This window comes from Janthinobacterium sp. SUN211 (assembly GCF_030587315.1).
GTDB classification, from domain to species: Bacteria; Pseudomonadota; Gammaproteobacteria; order Burkholderiales; family Burkholderiaceae_D; genus Janthinobacterium; species Janthinobacterium kumbetense.
Map to the genome: position 1 here is coordinate 192,554 of NZ_JAPWIC010000006.1, position 23,629 is coordinate 216,182.

24 protein-coding genes are annotated in these 23,629 nt (G+C 61.9%); 14 read left to right on the forward strand and 10 right to left on the reverse strand.

The window, feature by feature from the left end:
• Positions 1 to 31: 31 nt before the first annotated feature.
• A complete protein-coding gene (locus O3301_RS20715; protein WP_305057362.1) occupies positions 32 to 1,240 on the reverse strand; it encodes a hypothetical protein in 1,209 nt (402 codons plus the stop codon).
• A 107-nt stretch (positions 1,241 to 1,347) separates the two neighbouring features.
• Positions 1,348 to 2,214, reverse strand: coding sequence for an HDOD domain-containing protein (locus O3301_RS20720; RefSeq protein WP_099666424.1), 867 nt, complete (start codon positions 2,212 to 2,214; stop codon positions 1,348 to 1,350).
• 290 nt (positions 2,215 to 2,504) lie between these two features.
• Between O3301_RS20720 and O3301_RS20725 the strand changes: the two genes are divergently transcribed.
• On the forward strand, positions 2,505 to 3,083 hold the full coding sequence (locus O3301_RS20725; RefSeq protein WP_305057363.1) for a DNA-3-methyladenine glycosylase: 579 nt from the start codon (positions 2,505 to 2,507) through the stop codon (positions 3,081 to 3,083).
• On the opposite strand, the gene O3301_RS20730 is transcribed toward O3301_RS20725, so the two are convergent.
• On the reverse strand, positions 3,080 to 4,786 hold the full coding sequence (locus tag O3301_RS20730; RefSeq protein WP_305057364.1) for a methyl-accepting chemotaxis protein: 1,707 nt from the start codon (positions 4,784 to 4,786) through the stop codon (positions 3,080 to 3,082). The two genes, O3301_RS20725 and O3301_RS20730, sit on opposite strands and share 4 nt — an antisense overlap.
• Before the next feature lie 68 nt (positions 4,787 to 4,854).
• On the reverse strand, positions 4,855 to 5,313 hold the full coding sequence (locus O3301_RS20735; protein ID WP_099666427.1) for a cache domain-containing protein: 459 nt from the start codon (positions 5,311 to 5,313) through the stop codon (positions 4,855 to 4,857).
• Positions 5,314 to 5,595: 282 nt separating this feature from the next.
• Here O3301_RS20735 and O3301_RS20740 point away from each other — a divergent pair, with 282 nt between their 5' ends.
• The 5 genes from O3301_RS20740 to O3301_RS20760 all read left to right on the forward strand — a co-directional run bounded on the left by O3301_RS20740 (position 5,596) and on the right by O3301_RS20760 (position 11,317).
• Positions 5,596 to 6,960 (forward strand): KamA family radical SAM protein, encoded by a 1,365-nt coding sequence (locus O3301_RS20740; RefSeq protein WP_305057365.1) that lies wholly within the window; start codon positions 5,596 to 5,598, stop codon positions 6,958 to 6,960.
• 2 nt (positions 6,961 to 6,962) lie between these two features.
• Positions 6,963 to 8,303: an MFS transporter gene (locus tag O3301_RS20745; protein WP_305057366.1), complete on the forward strand. Its 1,341-nt coding sequence runs from the start codon at positions 6,963 to 6,965 to the stop codon at positions 8,301 to 8,303.
• Positions 8,248 to 9,096 (forward strand): fumarylacetoacetate hydrolase family protein, encoded by an 849-nt coding sequence (locus O3301_RS20750; RefSeq protein WP_305057367.1) that lies wholly within the window; start codon positions 8,248 to 8,250, stop codon positions 9,094 to 9,096. The genes O3301_RS20745 and O3301_RS20750 overlap by 56 nt, the downstream gene beginning before the upstream one ends.
• The gene (locus tag O3301_RS20755) at positions 9,096 to 9,662 is read left to right on the forward strand and encodes a carboxymuconolactone decarboxylase family protein (RefSeq protein WP_289917464.1); all 567 of its coding nucleotides are present in this window, start codon (positions 9,096 to 9,098) and stop codon (positions 9,660 to 9,662) included. The genes O3301_RS20750 and O3301_RS20755 overlap by 1 nt, the downstream gene beginning before the upstream one ends.
• 95 nt (positions 9,663 to 9,757) lie before the next feature.
• A complete protein-coding gene (locus tag O3301_RS20760; RefSeq protein WP_289903398.1) occupies positions 9,758 to 11,317 on the forward strand; it encodes a S1C family serine protease in 1,560 nt (519 codons plus the stop codon).
• A gap of 56 nt (positions 11,318 to 11,373) precedes the next feature.
• Here O3301_RS20760 and O3301_RS20765 read toward each other — a convergent pair whose 3' ends face one another.
• The 3 genes from O3301_RS20765 to yjgA form a co-directional block, all read right to left on the reverse strand.
• A complete protein-coding gene (locus O3301_RS20765; RefSeq protein WP_289917459.1) occupies positions 11,374 to 12,042 on the reverse strand; it encodes an alpha/beta hydrolase in 669 nt (222 codons plus the stop codon).
• Entirely contained in the window at positions 12,039 to 12,671 is a 633-nt protein-coding gene (gene mog, locus O3301_RS20770; protein WP_099666433.1) for a molybdopterin adenylyltransferase, read from the reverse strand. The genes O3301_RS20765 and mog overlap by 4 nt, the downstream gene beginning before the upstream one ends.
• Positions 12,672 to 12,761: 90 nt before the next feature.
• Positions 12,762 to 13,361, reverse strand: coding sequence for a ribosome biogenesis factor YjgA (gene yjgA, locus O3301_RS20775; RefSeq protein WP_305057368.1), 600 nt, complete (start codon positions 13,359 to 13,361; stop codon positions 12,762 to 12,764).
• A gap of 92 nt (positions 13,362 to 13,453) precedes the next feature.
• On the opposite strand from yjgA, the gene pmbA reads away from it, so the two are divergent.
• Complete coding sequence (pmbA, locus tag O3301_RS20780) at positions 13,454 to 14,806, forward strand: metalloprotease PmbA (protein ID WP_305057369.1); 1,353 nt, start codon at positions 13,454 to 13,456, stop codon at positions 14,804 to 14,806.
• Between the two features lie 46 nt (positions 14,807 to 14,852).
• Here pmbA and O3301_RS20785 read toward each other — a convergent pair whose 3' ends face one another.
• Together O3301_RS20785 and O3301_RS20790 are read right to left on the reverse strand one after the other, a co-directional pair.
• Positions 14,853 to 15,962: a cytochrome-c peroxidase gene (locus O3301_RS20785; RefSeq protein ID WP_305057370.1), complete on the reverse strand. Its 1,110-nt coding sequence runs from the start codon at positions 15,960 to 15,962 to the stop codon at positions 14,853 to 14,855.
• 279 nt (positions 15,963 to 16,241) lie between these two features.
• Positions 16,242 to 17,366, reverse strand: coding sequence for a M14-type cytosolic carboxypeptidase (locus O3301_RS20790; RefSeq protein ID WP_034746346.1), 1,125 nt, complete (start codon positions 17,364 to 17,366; stop codon positions 16,242 to 16,244).
• Positions 17,367 to 17,507: 141 nt separating this feature from the next.
• Here O3301_RS20790 and O3301_RS20795 point away from each other — a divergent pair, with 141 nt between their 5' ends.
• Complete coding sequence (locus O3301_RS20795; protein WP_077408596.1) at positions 17,508 to 17,762, forward strand: hypothetical protein; 255 nt, start codon at positions 17,508 to 17,510, stop codon at positions 17,760 to 17,762.
• A gap of 112 nt (positions 17,763 to 17,874) precedes the next feature.
• Here the strand turns inward: O3301_RS20795 and paaX are convergent, their stop codons facing one another.
• Complete coding sequence (gene paaX / locus O3301_RS20800) at positions 17,875 to 18,804, reverse strand: phenylacetic acid degradation operon negative regulatory protein PaaX (protein ID WP_289917452.1); 930 nt, start codon at positions 18,802 to 18,804, stop codon at positions 17,875 to 17,877.
• 267 nt (positions 18,805 to 19,071) lie between these two features.
• On the opposite strand from paaX, the gene paaA reads away from it, so the two are divergent.
• The 6 genes from paaA to paaG are packed head-to-tail and all read left to right on the forward strand — an operon-like array spanning position 19,072 to position 23,628.
• Positions 19,072 to 20,061: a 1,2-phenylacetyl-CoA epoxidase subunit PaaA gene (gene paaA / locus O3301_RS20805; protein ID WP_305057371.1), complete on the forward strand. Its 990-nt coding sequence runs from the start codon at positions 19,072 to 19,074 to the stop codon at positions 20,059 to 20,061.
• A 26-nt stretch (positions 20,062 to 20,087) separates the two neighbouring features.
• Complete coding sequence (gene paaB / locus O3301_RS20810; protein WP_034746356.1) at positions 20,088 to 20,372, forward strand: 1,2-phenylacetyl-CoA epoxidase subunit PaaB; 285 nt, start codon at positions 20,088 to 20,090, stop codon at positions 20,370 to 20,372.
• A gap of 14 nt (positions 20,373 to 20,386) precedes the next feature.
• Positions 20,387 to 21,139: a 1,2-phenylacetyl-CoA epoxidase subunit PaaC gene (gene paaC / locus O3301_RS20815; protein ID WP_369812222.1), complete on the forward strand. Its 753-nt coding sequence runs from the start codon at positions 20,387 to 20,389 to the stop codon at positions 21,137 to 21,139.
• Positions 21,139 to 21,666, forward strand: coding sequence for a 1,2-phenylacetyl-CoA epoxidase subunit PaaD (gene paaD, locus O3301_RS20820; protein WP_305057373.1), 528 nt, complete (start codon positions 21,139 to 21,141; stop codon positions 21,664 to 21,666). Before paaC ends, paaD begins: the two co-directional genes overlap by 1 nt.
• A gap of 40 nt (positions 21,667 to 21,706) precedes the next feature.
• Positions 21,707 to 22,786 carry a 1,2-phenylacetyl-CoA epoxidase subunit PaaE gene (gene paaE / locus O3301_RS20825; protein ID WP_305057374.1) on the forward strand — a complete coding sequence of 360 codons (1,080 nt, stop codon included), beginning with the start codon at positions 21,707 to 21,709 and terminating at the stop codon, positions 22,784 to 22,786.
• Between the two features lie 50 nt (positions 22,787 to 22,836).
• Positions 22,837 to 23,628, forward strand: coding sequence for a 2-(1,2-epoxy-1,2-dihydrophenyl)acetyl-CoA isomerase PaaG (gene paaG / locus O3301_RS20830; RefSeq protein WP_305057375.1), 792 nt, complete (start codon positions 22,837 to 22,839; stop codon positions 23,626 to 23,628).
• Position 23,629 lies beyond the last annotated feature (1 nt).

Sequence of the window (23,629 nt, forward strand, 5' to 3'; positions counted from 1 at the left end):
TGCGGGGAGTCAGTTGATCAGTTTGCCGGCTTTAGGCCGGCGCGTACGGCTGCGCTTCCAGCGGTTGTCCCTTGGCGTCGAATTTCAGCGCCACTGACAAGCGGGTGACGCCGATGGTGGCCAGCGCGTCGCAGATGTCGTCGACTTCGTCCTGCAGGTCGGCGGCCAGGTCCAGCGGCTTGTCGGCGCTGTGCAGCAGTTGGCCGTCTGCCGTGCTGACGTTGACGCGCAGCAGCATTTCGCCATGCTCATCGGCCGGGCCGACGACCACCGAGACGTCGCCCGCGTCCACGTTGTTTTCCGCCAATGCATGGTTGATGCCGGACATCATCTGCAGCATCGCATACTCGCTCATGCCTTGTTCCTTGCCGCCGTGGAACAGATCTTGGTAGAGGAAGCTCACTTCCAGGGCGCTGCCGGCCGGCGCCAGGCAGCGTTTCACCAGATCGCCCACTTCCGTCGTCCACTGCTGGTAGCGGGCCATGCGCGCATCGAACCAGGCGTCGAGCGCCGCTTCGTCCTTCGGTTCCGCATAGAACGGGTCGTCCACGCGCTTGAGGGCAAAGCCCAGCAGGAAGCGCAGCTCGACGGCCGTGTCCTGCGGACCGAAGGCCGTCTCGCTCCAGCCGACGATGCTGCTTTCCAGACCCGGCGTGGCGACGATTTTCTTGTCCGTCATCGACGAGTACGCATCGCGCACCATTTCGTGCAGGTGGCTGTAGGTGATGCGGTCGATTTCATCGAGGTCGTAGGCGTGGCTCATCAGGACTACCTTGGCCTTGGCGCTTTCCAGCTCTGCCTGCTGGAAACTTTTCACCAGCGCTTCGAACGCGTCCTGGTCCTGGAAGCTGTCCGCTTCCTTCAGGCCGCCCGTGCTTTGCACCAGCAGGGGCACGACGAAGGCGTTGATTTCCATGGCCGGGGCATTTTCGCGGCGGATCACGGAAATGGACGCCGCTTCCTCGATATGGCTGCGCAGGTACTGATAGGCGCCCACGTCTTCGTATTTCGCCCGCTCGATGGCGTCGTACAGGATTTCATCCTTCTTTTGATTCAAGGCCTTGCGGATCAGGCGGCCGAACTCGACGGCTTGCTCGGCCAGCACCGTGCCCTGCGATTCGCTGTCTTCCTGCTCCGCCAGGTTGAGGGCCATCGTGCACAGCATGCGCGTGACGGATTCATCCTTGTCTTCAGGCGTGTTGGCGGATTTACGGGGGACAGGGCGCTTATTTTTGGGCATGGCGATCAACAGGTTAAGAAAGACGGGTCAGGCAAACGGAAACAGGCGCCAGGGCTTATGCCAGGCGCCGGGACGGATCATACAGGCGGACGCGGCCGCCTGATACCTCAATGGTCGGTATCGAACATCTCGTGCAATTCGTCGAGCAGGTCGGCGGCTTCTTCCTGCGACAGGCCAAGATGCTGGCAAGCAAGTTCGCCGCCCTTGTCCCACTCCAGCGAGGTACTGTTGCCATGGTAGCGCTGAATGCCCTTTTCGGCCAGCAGCGACAGGGCGACGAGCGAGCGGATGGCGTCGTCCGTGGACGGGTCGGCCAGCACCGTGTAGTCGTGGTGGTGCAGAATCGCCCACGAGACGTCGGAAGACAAGCCCCAGTTGCGCGCAAGCAAGCAGCCGATGGCCGCGTGGTTGGTCTGGTGGCGCGCGTCTTCCAGTGCTGTAAAACAATTGTGCGCATCGTTGGCGGCCGCCGCGTACGTGTTGACGTAGTCGGGAAAGCGGTTCATCAGCAAGGGCACGCCGATGTCGCAGAACAGGCCGAAGGTGTGGGCGATGTCGGGCGGGGCGATGCGCAACTTGCGTGAGGTAAATACCAGGGCGCGCGCGCGCTTGGCCGACACATCCCAGAAGTTGGTCAGTTCCACGCCTTCCGCTTCCAGCGCCTGGCGCGCCAGCAAGCCCGTCATCATGGCGCTGCACTGGTTGATGCCGAGGAAATTGATGCCTTGCTCGACGGACTTGGCCTTGCGCGCGGCGCCATAGAACGGCGAATTGGCCAATTTCAGCAGGGCGCCCGACATGCCGACGTCGTCGGCGATGATGCGCGCGATGCGGCGCGGCGACGGGTCCTGTTCCGCCAGTTCGCGCTGCAAGTCGACCAGCAGGCTGGGACGCGGCGGGATACGGATGGAACGCATCAAGGCGTCAACCGGATCTTCCTGCTCTATCTGCTTTTGCGCTGCCGCTCTCATCATCACGCTTTCATCATCATTTTTGTGCCCGGTGCTTATTCTGTCGCGCGCTGCCGCTGCCCGCTTCATGAGCGTCTGGCGCAGTGCCCGACGATTATCGCTGTTTATGCATAGCAATAGTTCATATCTGCAATATATTCTGGAAAAAATCCCCATTTTGGCCCGGTCCAGCCGTGATTTTCGTCATTTCACGACCTTGCCCGTCCCGGTATCCATGATGAAAAAACCAAGTTTTATTTGTTTTCAAGGCGGGGCCAGGCGTGCGGCGGGATGTGCGGCAGTACAATTGCCTGATGAAAAAAATCCTTGCGGGTATCGATTTTTCGGACGATTCCAGCAGCGTGGCGCGCCAGCTGATCGGCGTGACCGTGCTGGTCGACGGCGTGGGCGGGCGCATCGTGGAAACGGAAGCGTATGACAGGCTGGACCCTGCCTCGCACACGTATGGGGGCATGACGCCGCGCAATGCGGCCATGTTCGGCCCGCCCGGGCACGCCTATGTCTACCGTTCGTACGGCATCCACTGGTGCCTGAACTTTGTGTGCCGCGAAGCGGGGCATGGCGCGGGCGTGCTGATCCGCGCGATCGAACCCGTGGAGGGACTCGATGCGATGCGCGAACGGCGCGGCGTCGCGGGGGAACGGCTGCTGTGCTCGGGACCGGGCAAGGTGTGCCAGGCGCTGGGCGTGAGCCACCTGCACAACCGGCTGGCACTGGACGCGCCGCCGTTCCTGTTGCTGGCCCGCGAAGGCGATGTCACGGTGCAAACGGGGACGCGCATCGGCATTTCCAAAGCGATGGACACGCCGTGGCGCTTCGTTCTGGCCGGCTCGCCCTATCTGAGTAAACCGCTGCGCGCGCCCGCCGTCTAGCTGCGCCGGCGCCGCGATGCATCGTTGGCGCTATGCCGGCCTGGCATGCCGCGCAGCGGGCTGTGCAATGCGCGCCGGTCCTTGCCTTCTCCGTTGGCGGGGCTGGCCGGATGCTGGAATGCTTCGTCTTCGGTGTGGCCAGCCGGTGAGGCGGGGCGCTCATCCAGGGTGAACACGGCCACGGCCGCCGACAATTTGACGGCCTGGTCCTGCAAACTGGCCGCCGCCGCTGCCGCCTGTTCCACCAGGGCTGCATTTTGCTGGGTGACGTCATCCATTTGCGTGACGGCTTGGTTCACTTCCGTGATGCCCGACGCCTGCTCCGCGCTGGCCTGTTTCACGCGCTGGATGATCTCATTGACTTGCTGCACCGAGGCCACGATGGCGCCCATGCTGTCGCCCGCTTGCTGCACGGCCACGCTGCCGCCATCGATGGTGGTGACGGACGTGGCGATCAGGGTCTTGATTTCCTTGGCGGCTTGCGCCGAGCGCTGCGCCAGGGTGCGCACTTCCGACGCCACCACGGCAAAGCCGCGGCCCTGTTCTCCCGCGCGCGCCGCTTCCACCGCCGCATTCAGCGCGAGGATATTGGTCTGGAAGGAAATGCCGTCGATCACGCCGATAATATCCACGATCTGGCGCGAATTGGCGCGAATTGTCGCCATCGTCGTCACGGCTTGCTGCATCGACACGCCCCCTTGCACGGCCAGGGTGGATGCCTGCCCCGCCAGCTCGCAGGCCAGTTGGGCGTTGTCGGCGTTGTCATTGACGGCTTGCGTCAGCGCTTCCATGGCGCTCGACGTTTCTTCCAGCGAACTGGCTTGCATTTCCGTGCGCGCCGACAGATCCAGGTTGCCGGTGGCAATTTCATGCGAGGCCGTGTCGATCGATTGCACGGCGCCCATGATGGTGCGCAAGGTCTGGTTCAAGTGGGCGATGGTCTGGTCCAGCACGCGCGAGGTGGCGGCGATTTCATCATTGCCCTGTTTGGGCGCGCCCGCCATCAGCTTGCCCGCCGCCAAGTCTTGCACGGCATCGGCAATGCCGCGGATTTCCACCAGCATGGCGCGCCGCACCAGCATGGTCACCACGATGGAGACGAGGATGGAGAGCAGGACGGTCAGCAGCAAGCTCCAGCACAGGGTGCGAAACTCGGCGCTGGCCGTCGCATGGGCCTGGCTGCTGAGCGTCGTTTCCAGCGCGGACAGTTGCGCCAACTGCGTATTGAACTGGCCGAACTGCGTTTCCGCCTTGAGCATGGAATTGGTGGCGATCGACTGGTCCATCTGCGCCATTTCCATGGTTTCCAGCACGGCCTTGCGATAGCCGGCCAGTGCCGTGATGGCCGCATCGACCAGGGTGAGTTCGGCGCCCGTGGCCGTGGCGCGCAGCGAGGCCAGCTGGGTGCCGATGGCCGCGTGGCGCGCCTTGATCTGTTGCTCCAGTGTATCGAGACGGGCCTTGGCGAAGCTGCCATTCGTCCACGACAGCAACTGGTACATATTGCCGTGCACATGCTTGGCCTCCCCTAGTACGTCGGCGGCTGCTTTCAGGTGCGTGATGCGTACCCGCACCATGTTTTCCAGCGAGGCATTTTGCCGCACCATGCCGTACCAGGCGCCGGTCGAGCTGAGTATCAGCAACAGCAGGACCAGGGTGGGCGCCAGCAATAATTTTGGCCCTATGCGTAATTGATTGAGCATGCTCGACTCCTGGCGATGGCCGTTCAAACCGCAGGCGGCGCGCGGTGTGCATGCGCGCCGCCCTTGCCCTATTTTTTGTAGATCCCCGCTTCCAGCACCACATCGTTGACGCGCAGGATGTAGGTGGTCTTCGGCTCGATCTTGCCGGTGGTGGGATTCTTGTATTGATAATCGACCCAGCCCTTGCCCTGTTTTTGCGCCAACTCAATGATTTCACGGCGATATTTCTTGCCATTCGCATCGGGCACATCCGTCAAATCCTTGCCGACGATGGAAGGATTGATGGGGTGGGCCAGCACGATGCCCGTCTTGATGTCGCGCATGTCCACATACAGCGAGCCCTGCACGAAGTCCGGGTCTTTCGCCGTGATTTTCTTCATCATTTCTTCCTTGCCATGCGCCTTCATGAAGGCGGCGCCCCGTTCGGCCATGGCGATGGCGTCTTTTTCCGTTGGTTCGACCGCGGCGCTGACGTTGCCACCGGCAAATGCCAGGCACAGCAGGCTACCCGTGAATAAGCGTTTCATGAAAGCTCCTTGTGATATCGAGGGATATGTTGCCAAGTCGTAATTTACGTCGCCGGCGCTTCCCGCAAATTGCGATGGCACAAACTAAGGTGTTGCTTGTCGGTAGCTTGCAACGTATCGACGGCTTGTTGATATGTAACAATTTGGTTCCGAGCGGCAAGAACTATGATGACTTTCACAGCATGCCAAGCTGGCAAGGCATGGCAGAGGAAGAGGCTGGAATTGGCCGGGATAGGGCTGGTTTCAAGGAAGTTATCGCTGTTTACTGGCAAGGAGCCGATCGTGTCCGCACCCATTACCGAGCCGTTTTCACCCAAGTTCAAGCCGTATACGCGGCACACCATACAACAGGCGCGGCAGTGGGAATGGCTGCCGGAAGAGCAGCGTGAAGCCGTGCAAGTGGTGTCGCACGTCTTGCCGTTTCGCACAAATGCCTATGTGCTCGATCAGTTGATCGACTGGAACAACATCCCTGACGACCCCATCTATCGCCTCGTCTTTCCCCACCGCGACATGCTGGCGCCCGAGCAGTACGCGCACCTGCGCGAGCTGGTGCTGGTGCAACGGGACAAGGCCGCTATCGATGCCTATGTGCATGGCTTGCGCCTGGGCATGAATCCTCATCCGGCCGGGCAGATGACGCACAACGTGCCCCGGGTCAACGATGCGCCCGTGCGCGGCTTGCAGCATAAATATGCGCAAACGGTGCTGTTTTTCCCCAGTGCAGGACAGACGTGCCACGCGTATTGCACCTTCTGTTTCCGCTGGCCCCAGTTTGTCGGCATGGACAACATGAAGTTCGATGCGCACGAGTCGCATGAGCTGGTCGCTTACCTGAAACTGCATCCGGAAGTGACGGACGTGCTGATCACGGGCGGCGACCCGATGATCATGAATACGCGGCAACTGGCTGCCTACCTGGAGCCGCTGCTGGCGCCGGGCCTGGAACATATCCAGAACATCCGCATCGGCACCAAGGCGGTGGCGTATTGGCCGCAGCGCTTTGTCTCGGACCGCGATGCGGACGACTTGATGCGCCTGTTCGAGCGCATCGTCAAGGCGGGCAAGAACCTGGCCGTGATGGGCCATTACAGCCATGCAGTCGAGTTACGCCAGGACATCGCCCAGCAAGCGGTGAAGCGCATCATTTCCACGGGCGCGACCTTGCGCATGCAGGGGCCGCTGATCCGCCACATCAACGAAGACCCCGCTAGCTGGGCCGAGCTGTGGCAGACGGGTACGCGCCTGGGGGCGATTCCGTATTACATGTTTGTCGAACGGGACACGGGCCCGCGCAGCTATTTCGAGTTGCCCCTGGCGAAGGCGCACGAGATTTTCCAGGCCGCCTACCAGATGGTGTCCGGCTTGTCGCGCACGGTGCGCGGGCCTTCCATGAGCGCGTTTCCCGGCAAGATCGTCATCGATGGCATCGTCACCATCCATGGCGAAAAACTATTTGCCCTGCAATTTTTGCAGGCGCGCAACCCGGACTGGGTGCGCCGGCCGTTTTATGCCAAGTTCGATGCGGAAGCGACGTGGATGGACGATTTGAAGCCGGCCTTTGGCCAGGACAAGTTTTTCTTTGAAACGGATGACCCGGTGCCGCAGGTGCCGCATAAAATCATCCGCCTGGCACAGGCCGCCTGAGCATGCACGGCCACGGCGCGCCTGCCCGTTCCGATGCGGCCGTGTTTTGCCTGGTGTTCCTGCCGTTCGCGCTCGGTCATTACCTGTCCTGCCTGCTGCGCGGCGTGAATGCCGTGCTGACGGCAGAATTGCTGGGCGCCATCGCCCTGACGCCGGCCCAGCTGGGCCTGCTGACCAGCGCCTTTTTTCTCGCCTTTGCGCTGGTGCAATTGCCGGTCGGCATGGCGCTGGACCGCTACGGCCCCCGCACGGTGCAACTGTGGCTGCTGGCGCTGGCGGCCCTGGGCGTGTGGCTGTTCAGCCGGGGCCACAGCTTTGCCGGACTGATGTGGGCACGCGCCTTGATGGGGGCGGGCCTGGGCGGCTGTTTCATGGCCGCCGTGAAAGCGATCTCGTGCGCCATCGCGCCAGCTCGCCTGCCGTCCGTGCATGGCTATCTGATCGCCGTGGGCGGCCTGGGGGCGGCCACGGCCACCATGCCCGTCAAGCTGGCCCTGCACTACACGGATTGGCGCAGCGTGTTCCTGGGCCTGGCGCTGGCGGCGCTGGCCATCGGCTTGCTGATCCGCCTGCTGTCGCCGGCCCTGCCTGCGCCCGCCGCTGCGACGAACAAGGTCAGCGTCTGGAGCGTGTATCGCGACAGGGCCTTTCGCCGCACCATTGCCTTGATCTTGCTGCCGCACACGGTGTTCTTTGGCGTGCAGGGCTTGTGGGTGGGGCGCTGGCTGGCCGATGTGGGCGGCTTGTCCGACGACAATGTCGCGTATTTGTTGTATCTGGGCATGGCGGCCGTCATCTTCGGCGCCATCGGCATGGGCATGCTGACGGAGTGGGCGGGGCGGCGCGGTATTGCACCCATGCAAGTGGCGGCCGCCGGTATCGTCCTGTTTGTCGCCGTGCAAGTGGCGATGGCGTGCAATGTGGTGCCCAGCCTGCCTTTGCTGTCCGTGCTGTTTACCCTGCTGGGCACGGTGACGGGCCTCGAGTATGCGATCGTTGCGCAAAGCATGCCGGCCAGCTTGACGGGCAGGGCGGCCACCTGTTTGAATTTGCTCATTTTCACAGGCGCCTTCCTGGTGCAGGCGGGCTTTGGCTTGATCCTCGGCTGCTGGCCCCTGAACAGCCAGCAGCAGTATCCGCCGCAGGCGTACCAGGCGGCGTTTGGCGTGCTGGCGGCCTTGCAATTGCCGGGACTTGCGATGTTTTTCATTCACCGCTGCAGGCGTGCCGGGCCATCCGGTAAAATGGCAGCCTGCACAGCGGCAATGATCAACTCCAAGGAAGACTATGAAACTCGTTCGTTATGGACGTCCAGGCAAGGAAAAACCGGGCCTGATCGATGAAGAAGGCAAACTGCGCGACCTGTCCGGCGTGATCGCCGATATTGATGGCGCGCAACTGTCCGACAAGGCCCTGCGCAAGCTGGCCAAGCTGGACGAAAAGACCTTGCCTTTGGTGCGCGGCAATCCACGCTTCGGCGTGCCGCTGGCGAAAGTCGGCAAGTTCATCGGCATCGGCCTCAATTACGCGGATCACGCGGCCGAGGCCGGCATGGCTATCCCGGCCGAACCCATCGTCTTCATGAAGGCCATTACTTGCCTGAATGGCCCGGACGACAATGTCGTGCTGCCGAAAGGCTCGAAAAAGACGGATTGGGAAGTGGAGCTGGGCGTGATCATCGGCACGCGCGCGCAATACGTGAGCGAAGAGGATGCCCTGAAATACGTGGCCGGCTATTGTGTCGTCAACGATATCTCCGAGCGCTCGTTCCAACTGGAGCGGGGCGGCCAGTGGGACAAGGGCAAGGGCTGCGACACCTTCGGCCCCGTCGGCCCATGGCTGGTGACGCGCGATGAAGTCATCGACGAGCAGGATCTGGACCTGTACCTGGAAGTCAACGGCAAGCGCATGCAGACCGGCAATACGCAAACCATGATTTTTACTGTCGCGCAGATCGTCAGCTACCTGTCGCAATTCATGACCCTGGAACCGGGCGACGTCATCGCCACGGGCACGCCGCCGGGCGTGGGCCAGGGCCGCAAGCCGCAGCGTTTCCTCAAAAAAGGCGACAGCATGCGCCTGGGTATCGCCGGCCTCGGTGAACAGCAGCAGGACGTGGTTGCCTGGACTGCCTGATGGCCGGTAGCGATATCGACCGTTTGCCGCCGTTGCCGCTGGACCAGCTCGATGTCCAGCAGCGCGCGGCCGCGCAAGCCATCATCGACGGTCCGCGCGGGGCGCTGTACGGCCCCTTCGTGCCGCTGATCCGCAGCCCCGAGCTGATGGAAACGGCGCAGCGCATGGGCGAATACTTGCGCTACCGCAGCGCCATCGGCACGCGGCTGTCGGAATTGGCGATCCTGGTGACGGCGCGCCAGTGGGACCAGCAAGTCGAGTGGGCCATCCACGCGCCGCTGGCCGTGCAGAACGGCATTGCGCAAGCGGCCGTGGACGCCATCGCTGCGCGGCGCGTACCGCTTGCCCTGAAGGAAGATGAGCAAGCCGTGCACGACTTTTGCATCGAGTTGCAGCAGAACAAGCGCGTCAGCGATGCCACGTATGCGCGGGCGCTGGCGCTGTTCGGCGAGCACGGCGTGGTCGACTTGATGGGCATCAATGGCTACTACACTTTCCTGGCCATGGTGATGAATGGCGCGCAGACGGCGGTGCCGGCCTTGGGTGTGCCGCCCATGCCCGCCTGATGACAGGTGTTTTTCGGGCAAAGATGGACAAAGTGTAATGAAGTTGAAATTATTCAATATATAATTTTACTTCCCTGCCATTGCCAACAAGCTCAATGAAAACTCGTCCGTGCTTCACCCTGATGGGCCGCGCCTTCCTGGCGCTGGCCCTTTCTTTTTGCCCCCTGATGACGGTGCGCGCGCTTGCCGCCGAGACCGCTGCAACCGCCAGCCCCGGCGCTTCCGCCCTGGAAAATTCAGTCGTCAAGGTGTTTTCCACCCTGCGCGGGCCGGATCCCTATAAACCGTGGAGCAAGGCTGCGCCGCAAGAGGTGACGGGTTCCGGCGTCGTCATCGAAGGCCGCCGCATCCTCACCAATGCGCATGTGGTCGGCTATGCCAGCCAGGTGCAGATCCAGGCGAATGGCGCCGGCGACAAGATACCGGCGACCGTGCTGGCCATCTCGCGCGGCATGGACCTGGCCTTGCTGAAAATTGACGATGACAGTTTTTTTGCCAGCCATAAAGCGGTGCCGCGCGCCAATGTCTTGCCGGACGTGCGCGATGCCGTGCTGGCGTATGGCTATCCGACGGGCGGCACCTCGCTGTCGATCACCAAGGGCATCGTTTCGCGCATCGAATTCGTGCGCTACAACTTCCCCGTGTCCGGCCTGCGCATCCAGATCGATGCGGCCATCAATCCGGGCAATAGCGGCGGCCCCGTGATTGCCGGCGACAAGATGATCGGCCTGGCCTTTGCCGGCATGCTCAATGCGCAAAACATCGGCTACATCATCCCCAACGAGGAAATCGAACTGTTTCTGCGCGACCAGGACAGTGGCGCGCCCAAGGGCAAGCCAGCCATGCGCGACGTGACGCAAACGCTGGAAAATCCCGCGCTGCGCACGTATCTGAAGCTGGCCAAGGGTGTCGAAGGCGCCGTCGTGATGACGCCGGCCAGCAAGGATGCCGCCTATCCGCTCAAGGAGTGGGATGTCATCACGCATATCGGCGATTTCCCCATCGACAATCAGGGCATGGTCAAGCTGAATGCCAACAGCCGCGTGCGCTTCCAGTACCGGGTACAGCAGCTGGCGAAAGACGGCCAGTTGCCGTTGACGGTGGTGCGCCAGGGCGCGCCCCTGAAAATCAAGGTGCCCGTCTCGGCGGCGCACCCGATGCTCATCAGCGGCTTGCAGGGCAATTACCCATCCTATTTCATCTTCGGTCCGATGGTGTTTTCGCGCGCCAGCACGGAATTCATGGCGGCGCCGAATGGCAACCCGGCGATGTTGGGCGGCATGGCGTTTGCCGGCAATCCGCTGGCCACGCGGCGCGGCGATGCGCCCGACAGCGAACGCGAGGAACTGGTGGTGATCGCCGCGCCGTTCTTCCCGCACAAGCTGATGAATGGCTACAGTACCCGTTTCTTCTCGGTCGTCGATTCCGTCAATGGCGTGCGCGTGCGCAGCCTGGCGCACCTGGTGGCCTTGCTGCGCGACCAGACGGATGAATTGCTGACGTTCCGCTTCCAGCAGCGCGATGCGGAAATGGTCGTCGTGCCCCGCAAGGACATGCTGGCAGCGACGGAATCGGTGCTGACGGACAATGGCATCCGCTCGGAAGCGTCGCCCGACATGCTGAAAATCTGGAATGAAAAAACGCCGGTAAACTGATCGTTCCCGGCGTTCCGCAAGACAACAGGCGCGGCGCAGACCGCGCCTGTTTTACTTTAAGCCAATACTTTCTTCAGCCACGCGCCGATGGCGTCGATTTCTTCCTGGCACAGCGAGTGCTGCATCATGTACTCGTGCCATTCCACCTTGTAACCCATGCCGGTGAGCAAGTCGCGCGACTGTTGCGCGCGGTTGATCTGCACCACGGGGTCGGCCGTGCCATGCGCCATGAAGATGGGCGTCTGCAGGCTGGCCGGCGTGCGTTCCAGAGCCGTCTTGTCGGCCAGCGGCAGATAGCCGGACAGGCACATCAGGCCGGCCAGCGGTTCCGCATGGCGCAAGCCCGTTTGCAAGGTCATGGCGCAGCCTTGCGAGAAGCCGGCCAGGATGATGCGGCTGGCAGGAATGCCGCGCGCCTTTTCGCGCGCGATCAGCGCTTCGATCTGCAGCTGAGAGGCGCGCAGGCCGCCCTCATCTTCGCGGCGCACGAGGTCGCTCACGAGGATGTCGTACCAGGCGCGCATCACATAGCCGTTGTTGATGGTGACGGGCATGGTGCCGGCGCTGGGGAAGATGAAGCGGATGGCGGGGCAGCCGCGCAGGTCGAGTTCTTTCACCAGGGGAACGAAGTCGTTGCCGTCGGCGCCCAGGCCATGCATCCAGATGATGGAGACGGTGGGGTTCGGTGCGCTGTCGAGTTCGATGGTTTCCAGCAAAGTGCTCATGTATTTTCCTCTGGTAGTGGTTGCGCCGGACGCAGCGCCGATTTGGGACGGAAGGCCTTGCAGATGGCCGGGTCGGTTTCCATGTAAGGGCCTCCGATGAGGTCGATGCAATAGGGCACGGCGGCAAAGATGCCGTTTACCAATTGATTTCCATCAACATCCTTCAAGCCTTCCAGGGTTTCCTTGATGGCTTTCGGCTGGCCCGGCAAGTTCATGATCAGGGCGGCGCGCTCGGGCGTCTCGCGGATCACGGCCACTTGGCGCGACAAAATGGCCGTCGGCACGAATTGCAGGCTGATCTGGCGCATCTGTTCGCCGAAACCGGGCATTTCCTTGGTCCCGACGGACAAGGTGGCGTCCGGCGTCACATCGCGCCGCGCCGGACCCGTGCCGCCCGTCGTCAGGATCAGATGGCAGTGACTCAGGTCGACCATGTCGATCAGGGTGTTTTCAATTTGCGAGCGCTCGTCCGGGATCAGGCGTTTTTCCAGGCGGAAAGGCGTGCGGATGGCGGCGGACAGCCAGCTTTCCAGGGCGGGGATGCCCAGGTCTTCATACACGCCGCCGCTGGCGCGGTCCGAGATCGACACGAGGCCGATAATCAATTCGTCTTCGAGAGTGGTGGACATCGGTCACCTATAAAAGTCTGGAGTGTCTTAAAAACAATAAAACCGGGATTATCCCGGTTTTTTGTCCATCCTTGCGTTTGGGACGGTCAATTACTCGTCGTCTTCCACTTCTGCGTCATCTTCATCGGCATCTTTCTTGCCGCCATTTTGCTTCTTGGCGATCTCTTTCAAGATCTGGAAGATTTCACGGTAGGCCTTCGGCGGCTTGTTCTCGGCTTGCTCCTTGCGGGCATTGCGGATCAGGGTGCGCAGGTGCTGCACGTCCAGTTCCGGATTTTCCGACAGCAAGACGGTCAGGGCCTTGTCGTCCGTCAAGAGTTTGTCGCGGCGGCGTTCCATCGCGTGCATATTGGCCGTGTCGGCTTTCGACAAGCCTTTCCAGCTATCGATGGTGCGTTGGATGGCGGCAACTTCGTCTTCATCCAGGGTGCGCATCTTCTTGCCCACGTATTGCAGCTGGCGGCGGCGGCCTTCGTGATCCTTGATTTGCTGGCATTCGAGAATGGCGTCGCGTACGTCTTCCGGCATCGGGACGCGCTTGACGCGGTCGCGTGCCTCATTGACGAGTTCTTCGCCCAGCTTTTGCAGGACGGTCATCTGGCGCTTGAGTTCCGACTTCGAAGGACGTTCATATTCCTGTTCGAATTCGGTGGATTGGAAGCCGCAAGCTCCCCGGTTTGGATTTGGCATGATAAGGCGGGATTGGCCGCGTAGGCCGCACCTGTAAACTGTAAACGACTGCTATGATAACCTTTTTAGCGGCTTTCCGAAGAAAACAGCGCATGAACGACTCCGTATTTACCCATAGTCAAGAGCAATTGCAGCAACTAGCCCGTGATGTGTTGTCTTTTGCGCGGGAAGCGGGCGGCACCGACGCAGCCGTCGAAGTCAGCGAAGGCGGCGGCTTGTCCGTTTCTGTCCGAAAAGGCAAGATCGAGACGATCGAGCAAAACAAGGACAAGGGCATGGGCGTGACCGTGTTTGTCGGCAAGAAGCGCGGCAATGCCAGCACCTCCGATTTCTCGCCGTCCGCCCTGCGCGCCACGGTGGACGCCGCCTACAACATCGCCCGCTTCACGGCCGAGGACGATTGCGCGGGCCTGGCCGACACGGACATGCTGGAAATGTCGCCCCGCGACTTGCAATTGTTCTATCCCTGGCTCATTTCCACCGAGGAAGCCGTTGCGCTGGCCCAGCGGGCCGAAGCGGCCGCGTTTGCCGTCGACCCGCGCATCACGAACAGCGAGGGGGCCAGCGTGCACGTGCAGCAATCGCACTTTGTTTCCGCCAATTCGCGCGGCTTCATCGGCGGCTACCCGTTCTCGCGCCACACCCTGTCCGTGGCGCCCATTGCCGGCAAAGGGGCGAAGATGCAGCGCGACGATTGGTATTCGTCCGTGCGCGACGCCGCCAAAATGTCGAGCCCGGAAGCCATCGGGCGCTACGCCGCCGAGCGCGCCCTGTCGCGCCTGAACGCGCGCAAACTGGGCACGCGCACTTGTCCCGTGCTGTTCGAGGCGCCGCTGGCGGCCGGTTTGCTGGGTACCTATGTGCAAGCGACTTCGGGCGGCGCCCTGTACCGCAAATCCACTTTCCTGAACGATTCCCTGGGCACGCACGTGCTGCCGTCGCACGTGCAGATCTTCGAAGACCCGCACGTGATCGGCGGCGTCGGTTCGGCGCCGTTCGACGAAGAGGGCGTGAAAACCGTCAGCCGCGACGTCGTCAAGGATGGCGTGGTGCAAGGCTATTTCCTGTCGACCTACACGGCCCGCAAGCTGGGCATGCAGACGACGGGCAACGCGGGCGGTTCGCACAATCTGTACCTGACCTCGAACCTGACGGCCGCCAGCGACGATTTTAGTGCCATGCTGAAAAAGCTGGGCACGGGTTTGCTGGTGACGGAGCTGATGGGACAAGGAACCAATTACGTGACGGGCGACTATTCGCGCGGCGCATCCGGTTTCTGGGTGGAAAATGGCGTGATCCAGTACCCGGTGGAAGAAATCACCATCGCCGGCAACATGAAGGACATGCTGCGCAACATCGTTGCCGTGGGCGCCGACGAATTGCGCCGCGGCACCAAACAGACGGGTTCCATTCTCATCGAGAGCATGGTGGTGGCGGGCGGCTGAGCGCCTGCATGGCAAGCGCGACAACGCCGGGCGGGCGCGCCACGCTTTACTGCTGGACTTGATAGCCATCCGTCAGGGTGGCCAGGAACTTCACCATATCCTCGATCTCGCCCGCCGTCAGCGCCGGCGCCATGCCGCGCTTGCGGTCGAACGGCGCTTCCTTGACGTTCACGTTGGCGCGGTATCTGGCGGGTATGTCATTGAATTTCTGCACTTTTCTCCGCTTGTCGCGCGGATACCATTCTTGCGGATGCGTATCGCGCCGCACATAAAAACGCAGGGCCTCCGTCAGGTTGTCGAACACGCCGTTATGAAAAAACACTTGGCGCGTGGCCACATTGCGCAGGCTGGGTACCTTGAAGGCGCCGCATAGCTCGTCTTTCGCCGCCAGGTCCGTACGGTCGGGACCGCACAAGCCCAGGTCGAAATAGGCCGGGTCGGCCGTGGCGGGAATGCGCATATTGCGCGGCACGCCCAGATTGTCGAAACTGAAGTCCGTAAACAGGGGCGGCGCGCCATGCTCGCCCCGCACGCTGGGGTGGCACCCGGCGCAATTGCCCTTGCGTTCATCGTTGAACAGGGCCAGGCCCCGTAATTCGGCCAGCTCCAGGGGAACCTTGTTGGCCAGGTAGAGGTCATATTTGGAATCGTATCGGTGAAAATCCAGCTCTTCCTGCTGGAATTGCTGCAAAGCATACGTGATGCGGCTGAATGCCTGTTGTGGTTGCGCAAAGATGGCGTCGCCAAAGACGCGCCGGAATGCGTCCGCATAGTTGCCGTTGCGCAACCGTTCCACCACTTCATCCGTGCTGGCATTCGCCATTTCGTGCGCTGCCAGGAACGGCCGTTCCGCCTGTTCTGCCAGGCTGGCGGCGCGGCCGTCGCGGTTGATGCCGCCGTTGGGCGCCCCTTCTTCATCAAAGCGGAAGGGCGGCGTGTGTTCCAGGTAGCGCAGCGATGGCGTGGCGCGGTAGCCGTGCGCCTGGCCATCGGCGCCGCCCAGTTGCACGGCCAGCTTGTTGCCGGGCGCGTAGGCGTGGGCCGGGTCATGGCAGCTGGCGCACGACTGCCTGCCCGAGGCGGACAGGCTGGCATCGTAGAAGATGCGCCGCCCCAGCTGCGCGGCAGGGCTGAGTTCGGCCGCCGTGCCTGGCATGCCGTGCAAGCCAAGAAACAAGAATATGCACACGTGTGCAAATCGGGTCGGTGAAAATCGCGCCTCGGCGCGTGGCTGGTCTTTGATGGTCATATGCGGGATGGTTGTCGACAAGGGAGAGACAGGCAATGCTGCGCCCAGTATAGGCAGCAATGGCTGGCGTGGCAACGATTAGCGATGCTGCGCTGCGCAAGACGGGGAGCGGAAAACAGCCGGCGGCAGAGTAACCGCCGGCCAAGCCCGTCACGTCATGCGTGGCGGGCCAGTTTCATGCGCGGCTCAGGCGCGCAAGGTGGACAGGATAGGCTGCAGCACGGCCGCGCCCAGGGCGGCGCTGCGGGCGCCGCTCCAGCCCGTTTGCGGGTCGGGATCGTTGGCATTGTCCTTGAACGGCAATTCCAGGGTCAGCGACAGGCAGCCGAAGGCGTGGGTGATGTGGGGCGAACCCATGGTCAGTACTTCCGGCGTGAACGGGCCGTCTTCGTAGCCGTGCTCATCCTGGAAGTCAGGGCTGGCCACCTTGAAGTCGGCGATGAAGCGGTCTTGTTCGGCCTTCTGTGCTGGCGTGAAATTTTCCAGCGCATCGCTGCCGGCCACGAAGACGTAAGGCAAACCTTCGTCGCCATGCACGTCGAGGAACAGGTCGCAGCCGATTTCATGCATTTTCTGTTTTACCAGGAACACTTCCGGGCTGCGCTCCATCGTCGGCGTCATCCATTCGCGGTTCAGGTTGGCGCCGGCTGCGTTGGTGCGCAGGTTGCCATGCACGGAACCGTCCGGGTTCATGTTCGGCACCACGTAGAAGACGGCGTCTTGCAGGCACTGGCGGGCAAATGGATTGGCCTGGTCCAGCAAGGCTTCGAGCATGCCTTCGACAAACCATTCGGCCATCGTTTCACCTGGATGCTGGCGCGCGATGACCCAGACTTTCTTTTCGGCATCGGCGTCGCCGACCACCAGCAGATTCATGTCGCGGCCTTCCACGGTGCTACCCAGGTCGATCAAGCGCACCAGCGGCGACGCTTGCGCGCTGTCGATCAGGGCCAGGTGGCGGTCCCATGGGTACGGCTCGAAGTAGGCGTAGTACACGCTTTCCTCTTCCGGCGTGTGTTCGATGGTCATCACCGTGCCGTCAAAGCTGGTCGGTACGCGGAACCAGGTTTCGCGGTCGTAGCTGGCCACGGCCTGGTAATCTTTCCAGCCGTCCGGGTAGGCCGACTTGCCTGCGTTCATGAAGCGGATCGTGCACGCCTCGCCTTGCGCGCCTTGCAGGCGGAAGTAAAACCACTGCGTGATGTCGGCGTGGGAATCCTTGCGGATGTTCAGCTCGATGGATTGGGCATCGTCGGCGCGCAGCACCTCGATCGCGCCGGCGTCGAATTGCTGGCTGATTTTAATGGTCATGAGTGTTCCTGATAAAAACGTATGGGTTTTGCATCGTGTGCAATGGCGCGATGATACCTGTTTTGCGGTGGACTTTGTGCTGGCGCAAACGATGACGGACGCGCTTTGCTAACGTGATAGCTCCGACACGGGGAGGCCATCATGGATGACAACGGCAAACACATACGCGAACTGGAAAAGAAAATCAGCGCCCTCAGCGACGCCCTGGCGCACCTGGGCAAGGGCACGACCTTGCAGGAATTGCTGCGCATCATACGTTTCCCCGGCTATACGACGCCGGCCGAATTCACCTTCAACGTCGCCATCCTCGACACCATGCTGGTACAGGCCAATGCGCTGGAAAAGCTGGGACAGGATTTATTGGCAGGGGCGAAACAGGTGGTAGCAAAACAGTGAGCGCAGGCTCGGACGTATTCCTGAGCGCCTGAAAAATGGCCAGGGCCTGGCGCAGGGCCGCAGGCGGTACGAACGGACGCCCAGACCCTGCAACATCGTCATGGACGTGTTGTCAGGTGTTCAGGCCGCCGAAACGTTCGTAGAACCACGGTTCCACATCGGGCGCCTGCGCATCTTCGCGCCGCAAGGTGGTCAGGATATGTTCCTCGGCCGCCGCGTACGTGATGCGGTACAGGTCGCGGGCCAGCGCATACGCCTGCGTGCCGGGCCACGGTTCGGGCAGCAGTTCGACGGGCAGTTGCGGGTCGTGCAATTGCACGCGGCGGTAGGCGTGCGTCAGCAGCGAGCGGATGACGAACGCTTGCTCCGCATCGAACACGGGCGCTTCTTGCAGCAAGGTCAGCAGGGGCTGGAAGCTGGCGATGAATTTCTGGTAGCCGGCCATGACTTCCGACAAGTCCCAGCAGTCGCCCACCATGTCGCGCAGGGGGCGCGTGCTGACGCCCGGCAATTCCGTGGTGTGGCAGACATACAGCTTGCCCTGCACTTCATTGCGTACGAGGATATCTTCCAGCGCCTCCGTATTGCTGGCCGGGTGGCCAAAGATGCCAGGCGAGATCAAGCCATAGCCAGCCCACAATAATTCCTTGCGCAGCGCCCCCCGCTCGGCGGCGCCGATGCTGCCGGCCGGCCCGATCACCAGGGTCCAGCTGCCATCCCAGTGCACGACCAGCGGTGCATAGATGCGGCGATAGGCGCGCTCGAAGCGGGCCAGCGCCTCCGGACGTATCGTATAGGCGCTGCGGCGGCCGTCGCGCTGCGAGCTGAGCCAGCCTTCCTGCGCCAGGCGGAACACGCTGGTGCGCAATAAACGGTCATTCACGCCAAACGGCGCCAGCAGTTCGATCAGGCTGCCCAGCCAGATGGCGCCGCCGCGCGGCACGATGGCGTCGCCAAAGATGGTCATCACCAGGGACTTCGAGCGCGGTGGGTCGCTTTCCAGGAAATCGGCTATCCATGCCGTGCAGCGGGTGTTCTTCATGTGGTTCCGGTCTGGCCGTGTTGCGGTCGGTTCAATAAAAGCAGCAGTTTACTTGGCTGCGCGGGTAGCGCGGCAATAATTTGCCGGAAGCGCTGGTGGCGCTTCGCAGTGTTTTCTCATAAGCAATATCATACGCACAAAAAAGCTGCACAAGATACGATTTTTTAAAATGATTCATATCAAGTGTATGCAAATCGTTTTTTGTATCGTATTATCTGTTCATCGCACCGCGTTGCTGCGCAAAATCAAAGACATGGGAGACAGATCATGTACGCACAAATGGTTGAAACCGGCCTCAAAAACGTCCGCTCCATCGATGACATGGGTCAAGACGAGCGCGCTTTCCAGGCCCGCATCGACGAAGGCATCAAGATCGAGGCCAAGGACTGGATGCCGGACGCCTACCGCAAGACCCTGATCCGCCAGATTTCGCAGCATGCGCACTCGGAAATCGTCGGCCAGTTGCCCGAAGGTAACTGGGTCACGCGCGCCCCCACCCTGAAACGCAAGTCGATCCTGCTGGCCAAGATCCAGGACGAAGCCGGTCACGGCCTGTACCTGTACAGCGCCGCGGAAACCCTGGGCGTGTCGCGCGACGACTTGCTGGCCGCCTTGCACTCGGGCAAAGCCAAGTATTCCAGCATCTTCAACTATCCCACGCTGTCGTGGGCCGACATGGGCGCCATCGGCTGGCTGGTCGACGGTTCCGCCATCATCAACCAGATTCCCCTGTGCCGCTGCTCGTACGGTCCGTATGCGCGCGCCATGATCCGCGTCTGCAAGGAAGAATCGTTCCATGCGCGCCAGGGTTACGACATCATGATGTCGCTGTGCAAGGGCACCCCGGCACAGAAAGCCATGGCGCAGGATGCCTTGAACCGCTGGTGGTGGCCGTCGCTGATGATGTTCGGTCCATCGGACGCCGCTTCCGTCAACAGCGCCCAGTCGGCGCAATGGCGCATCAAGCTGTTCTCGAACGATGAATTGCGCCAGCGCATGGTCGACCAGACCGTGCCGCAAATCGAATACCTGGGTCTGACCGTGCCCGATCCCGACCTGAAGTTCAATGCGGAAACGGGCCACTATGAATTCGGCGAGATCGACTGGTCCGAGTTCAACAATGTCTTGAAGGGCAATGGCCCGTGCAACCGCGAACGCCTGCAAACGCGCGTGAAAGCGTATGAAGACGGCGAATGGTTCCGCGATGCCTTGGTCGCCTACGCCGACAAGCAAGCCGCTAGCAAAGCGGCAGCCTGAAAACATCTATAAAAGGGGATAGCAACATGAGCAAAGAATGGCCTTTGTGGGAAGTTTTCATCCGCAGCCAGCACGGCTTGGCGCACAAGCATGTGGGCAGCCTGCACGCTTCCGACGCCACCATGGCGGTCAACCATGCGCGCGACGTCTATACGCGCCGCAATGAAGGCGTGAGCATCTGGGTGGTGCGCGCGGCCGATATCGTCGCCAGCAGCCCCGGCGACAAGGGCGCCCTGTTCGAACCGTCGAACAGCAAGGTGTACCGCCATCCCACCTTCTTCCCGATGCCGGAAGAAGTCAAGAACCTGTGATGGGAGCACCGGCAATGGATGACAAGGTTAACTACTTGCTGCGCCTGGGCGACAACGCCCTGATCCTCAGCCAGCAGCTGTCGCAGCTGTGCGGCAAGGGTCCCGCGCTGGAAGAGGACATGGCGCTGACCAACGTGGCGCTGGACCTGCTGGGCCAGACGCGTTTGTGGTTCAGCTATGCGGCCGAACTGGAAAATGCGGGCCGCGACGAAGACGACATCGCCTTTTTGCGCGATGCCCACGATTTCAAGAATTGCCTGCTGGTCGAACAGCCGAACGGCAATTACGCCGACACCATGATGCGCCAGTTCTTCTTCGACAGCTGGCACTACTTCCAGCTGCTGGAACTGGCGAAATCGACGGATGCGCGCATCGTCGAGGTGGCGCAAAAATCGATCAAGGAAGTGACGTATCACCTGCGCCGCAGCGGTGACCTGATCGTGCGCCTCGGCGACGGCACGGCGGAAAGCCATGCGAAAACGCAGGCCGCGGCCGACAAGCTGTGGATGTACACGGGCGAGATGTTCCGGTACGACGCCGTCGACCAGGCCATGGTCGCCGCCGGCATCGCGCCCCCATCGGACATCCTGCGCCAGGCTTTCCTCGAACACGTGGCCGAGATCTTCGCCGAAGCGACGCTGGTCATGCCGGCGCCCGACGCCTGGATGCAAAAGGGCGGCAAGCAGGGCACGCACACGGAACACCTGGGTTTTATCCTGGCCGAGATGCAGTTCCTGCAGCGCGCCTATCCCGGGGCGGAGTGGTAATGAACACGGCTGCGGCAGCGCTGGACGCCGCCCAGGTCTGGGCCTGGCTGGGCGACGTGCCGGACCCGGAAATTCCCGTCATTTCGGTGGTGGACCTGGGCATCGTGCGCGCCGTCGAAGTCACCGGCGGCGACGCCTGCACCGTGACGATCACGCCCACGTATTCGGGCTGTCCGGCCATGCAGGTGATCGCCGACGCCGTCACGGATGCCTTGCGCAGCCATGGCGTAGCGAAGGTGACGCTGGTGAACCAGCTGGCGCCCGCCTGGACCACGGACTGGATGAGCGAGACGGGCAAGGCCAAGCTGAAAGGCTATGGCATCGCCCCGCCGCAGCAGCAGGTGATCGACATCAGCGGTTTGCGCGGCGGCGTCAAGCGCCAGGCCATGCCGAAACTGGACGTGATCTGTCCGAACTGCGGTTCCACGCATACGCAGCTGACCAGCCAGTTCGGCTCCACGCCGTGCAAGGCCCTGTACAAATGCCTGGCTTGCCGCGAACCGTTTGACTACTTCAAGTGCCACTAAAAAAATCAGGCACACGTTCCGAAGAAACTGGAGATGAAGCATGAGTAAATTTTATCCGCTGTGCGTGGCGAACGTGCGCAATGAAACGCGCGACACCATCGCCGTCACGTTCGACGTGCCAGCCGAACTGCAGCAGCAGTTCCGCTTCCAGCAGGGCCAGCACCTGACCCTGCGCGCCCATATCAATGCGGAAGACGTGCGCCGCTCGTATTCCATCTGTTCGGCGGTGCAGGACGGCATCCTGCGCGTGGCCATCAAGCGCACGCCGGGCGGCGCCTTTTCCACCTGGGCCAACGACACTTTGAAAGCCGGCGCCACCATCGAGGTGATGCCGCCCATGGGCCACTTCAACGTGCCGCTCGACTGCGTCAACCGCAAGCACTACCTGGCGTTTGCGGCCGGCAGCGGCATCACGCCCATCCTCTCCATCATCAAGACGACCCTGCTGACGGAACCCCTGAGCCGCTTTACCCTGTTCTACGGCAACCGCGCCTCGTCGTCCGTCATCTTCAAGGAAGAATTGACGGACTTGAAGGACGTGTACCTGGAGCGTTTGAACCTGGTCTACGTGATGAGCCGCGAACAGCAGGACATCGAACTGTTCAACGGCCGCATCACGCAGGAAAAATGCGAGCAGTTCCTGCAGCACTGGATCAAGATCGAAGACTACGACAATGCCTTCATCTGCGGTCCGGAAGACATGATGCTGGGCGTCTCCGCTGCCCTGCAGGCAGCCGGCATGCCCAAGCAGAATATCAAGATCGAGCTGTTCGCCGCCAGCATCCCGAAAAACGCCCACAAGCCGCGCGCCCAGCTGGCCGCCGATGCCGTGCAGGAAACGGAAGTGACCGTCATCCTGGATGGCAACCACACCACCTTCACGATGGACAAGGACAAGGAATCCATCCTCGACGCGGGCCTGCGGCAGGGCATCGACATGCGCTACTCGTGCAAGGGCGGCGTATGCTCGACTTGCCGCTGCAAGATCCTCGACGGCAAGGTTGAAATGGACGTCAACTACGCGCTGGAAGACTATGAAGTGGCGCGCGGCTTCATCCTTAGCTGCCAGAGTTTCCCTCTCACAGACAAGGTCGTGGTCGACTTCGACCAGGCTGAATAAGCCGGTGCAGGGCACGGGCCCTGCCTTACCTATTACACAAGCGAGACGCCATGAGCTACCAAAACATCCTCTTTACCATCGAGCAGGGCATTGCCACGCTCACCCTGAACCGTCCCGAAAAACTCAATAGTTTTACGCAAGCCATGCACGAGGAAGTGCGCGACGCGATTGCGAAAGTCAATGCCGACAGTTCCGTGCGCGTGTTCGTGCTGACAGGGGCAGGCCGCGGTTTTTGCGCGGGCCAGGACTTGTCCGACCGCGCCGTGGAACCGGGCTCGAAGGGCGTGGACCTGGGCGAGTCCGTGGAAAAGAACTATGCGCCGCTGGTGCTGGCCCTGAAAGCGCTGCCGATGCCCGTGATCTGCGCCGTCAATGGCGTGGCTGCCGGCGCGGGCGCCAACCTGGCGCTGGCGTGCGACATCGTCATTGCCGGCAAGTCGGCCAGTTTCGTGGAAGTATTCTGCAAGCTGGGCCTGATCCCGGACACGGGCGGCACCTTCTTCCTGCCGCGCCTGATCGGTTCCGCGCGCGCCATGGGCCTGGCCATGCTCGGCGAAAAACTGACGGCGGAAAAAGCGGAAGATTGGGGTTTGATCTGGAAATGCGTCGAGGATGCCCAGCTGGCCGACGAAACGCGCAAGCTGGCCGTGCACTTTTCCACAGCCCCCACCAAGGGCCTGGCCTATACCAAGCAGGCGCTGGCCGCCAGCGGCGCGAATACTCTGCCGCAGCAGCTGACGCTGGAAGCGCGCATGATGAGCGATCTCGGTAACAGCGACGATTACCGCGAAGGCGTGGCCGCCTTCATGGAAAAGCGCGCACCGCAATTCAAGGGACATTGAT

What these genes read in the sequence shown, in the direction of transcription:
- O3301_RS20715 (WP_305057362.1), bottom strand. Translation starts at nt 1,240, where the DNA reads ATGCCCAAAAATAAGCGCCCTGTCCCCCGTAAATCCGCCAACACGCCT.
- O3301_RS20720 (WP_099666424.1), bottom strand. Translation starts at nt 2,214, where the DNA reads ATGATGAGAGCGGCAGCGCAAAAGCAGATAGAGCAGGAAGATCCGGTT.
- O3301_RS20725 (WP_305057363.1), top strand. Translation starts at nt 2,505, where the DNA reads ATGAAAAAAATCCTTGCGGGTATCGATTTTTCGGACGATTCCAGCAGC.
- O3301_RS20730 (WP_305057364.1), bottom strand. Translation starts at nt 4,786, where the DNA reads ATGCTCAATCAATTACGCATAGGGCCAAAATTATTGCTGGCGCCCACC.
- O3301_RS20735 (WP_099666427.1), bottom strand. Translation starts at nt 5,313, where the DNA reads ATGAAACGCTTATTCACGGGTAGCCTGCTGTGCCTGGCATTTGCCGGT.
- O3301_RS20745 (WP_305057366.1), top strand. Translation starts at nt 6,963, where the DNA reads ATGCACGGCCACGGCGCGCCTGCCCGTTCCGATGCGGCCGTGTTTTGC.
- O3301_RS20750 (WP_305057367.1), top strand. Translation starts at nt 8,248, where the DNA reads ATGAAACTCGTTCGTTATGGACGTCCAGGCAAGGAAAAACCGGGCCTG.
- O3301_RS20755 (WP_289917464.1), top strand. Translation starts at nt 9,096, where the DNA reads ATGGCCGGTAGCGATATCGACCGTTTGCCGCCGTTGCCGCTGGACCAG.
- O3301_RS20760 (WP_289903398.1), top strand. Translation starts at nt 9,758, where the DNA reads ATGAAAACTCGTCCGTGCTTCACCCTGATGGGCCGCGCCTTCCTGGCG.
- O3301_RS20765 (WP_289917459.1), bottom strand. Translation starts at nt 12,042, where the DNA reads ATGAGCACTTTGCTGGAAACCATCGAACTCGACAGCGCACCGAACCCC.
- mog (WP_099666433.1), bottom strand. Translation starts at nt 12,671, where the DNA reads ATGTCCACCACTCTCGAAGACGAATTGATTATCGGCCTCGTGTCGATC.
- yjgA (WP_305057368.1), bottom strand. Translation starts at nt 13,361, where the DNA reads ATGCCAAATCCAAACCGGGGAGCTTGCGGCTTCCAATCCACCGAATTC.
- pmbA (WP_305057369.1), top strand. Translation starts at nt 13,454, where the DNA reads ATGAACGACTCCGTATTTACCCATAGTCAAGAGCAATTGCAGCAACTA.
- O3301_RS20785 (WP_305057370.1), bottom strand. Translation starts at nt 15,962, where the DNA reads ATGCCAGGCACGGCGGCCGAACTCAGCCCTGCCGCGCAGCTGGGGCGG.
- O3301_RS20790 (WP_034746346.1), bottom strand. Translation starts at nt 17,366, where the DNA reads ATGACCATTAAAATCAGCCAGCAATTCGACGCCGGCGCGATCGAGGTG.
- O3301_RS20795 (WP_077408596.1), top strand. Translation starts at nt 17,508, where the DNA reads ATGGATGACAACGGCAAACACATACGCGAACTGGAAAAGAAAATCAGC.
- paaX (WP_289917452.1), bottom strand. Translation starts at nt 18,804, where the DNA reads ATGAAGAACACCCGCTGCACGGCATGGATAGCCGATTTCCTGGAAAGC.
- paaA (WP_305057371.1), top strand. Translation starts at nt 19,072, where the DNA reads ATGTACGCACAAATGGTTGAAACCGGCCTCAAAAACGTCCGCTCCATC.
- paaB (WP_034746356.1), top strand. Translation starts at nt 20,088, where the DNA reads ATGAGCAAAGAATGGCCTTTGTGGGAAGTTTTCATCCGCAGCCAGCAC.
- paaC (WP_369812222.1), top strand. Translation starts at nt 20,387, where the DNA reads ATGGATGACAAGGTTAACTACTTGCTGCGCCTGGGCGACAACGCCCTG.
- paaD (WP_305057373.1), top strand. Translation starts at nt 21,139, where the DNA reads ATGAACACGGCTGCGGCAGCGCTGGACGCCGCCCAGGTCTGGGCCTGG.
- paaE (WP_305057374.1), top strand. Translation starts at nt 21,707, where the DNA reads ATGAGTAAATTTTATCCGCTGTGCGTGGCGAACGTGCGCAATGAAACG.
- paaG (WP_305057375.1), top strand. Translation starts at nt 22,837, where the DNA reads ATGAGCTACCAAAACATCCTCTTTACCATCGAGCAGGGCATTGCCACG.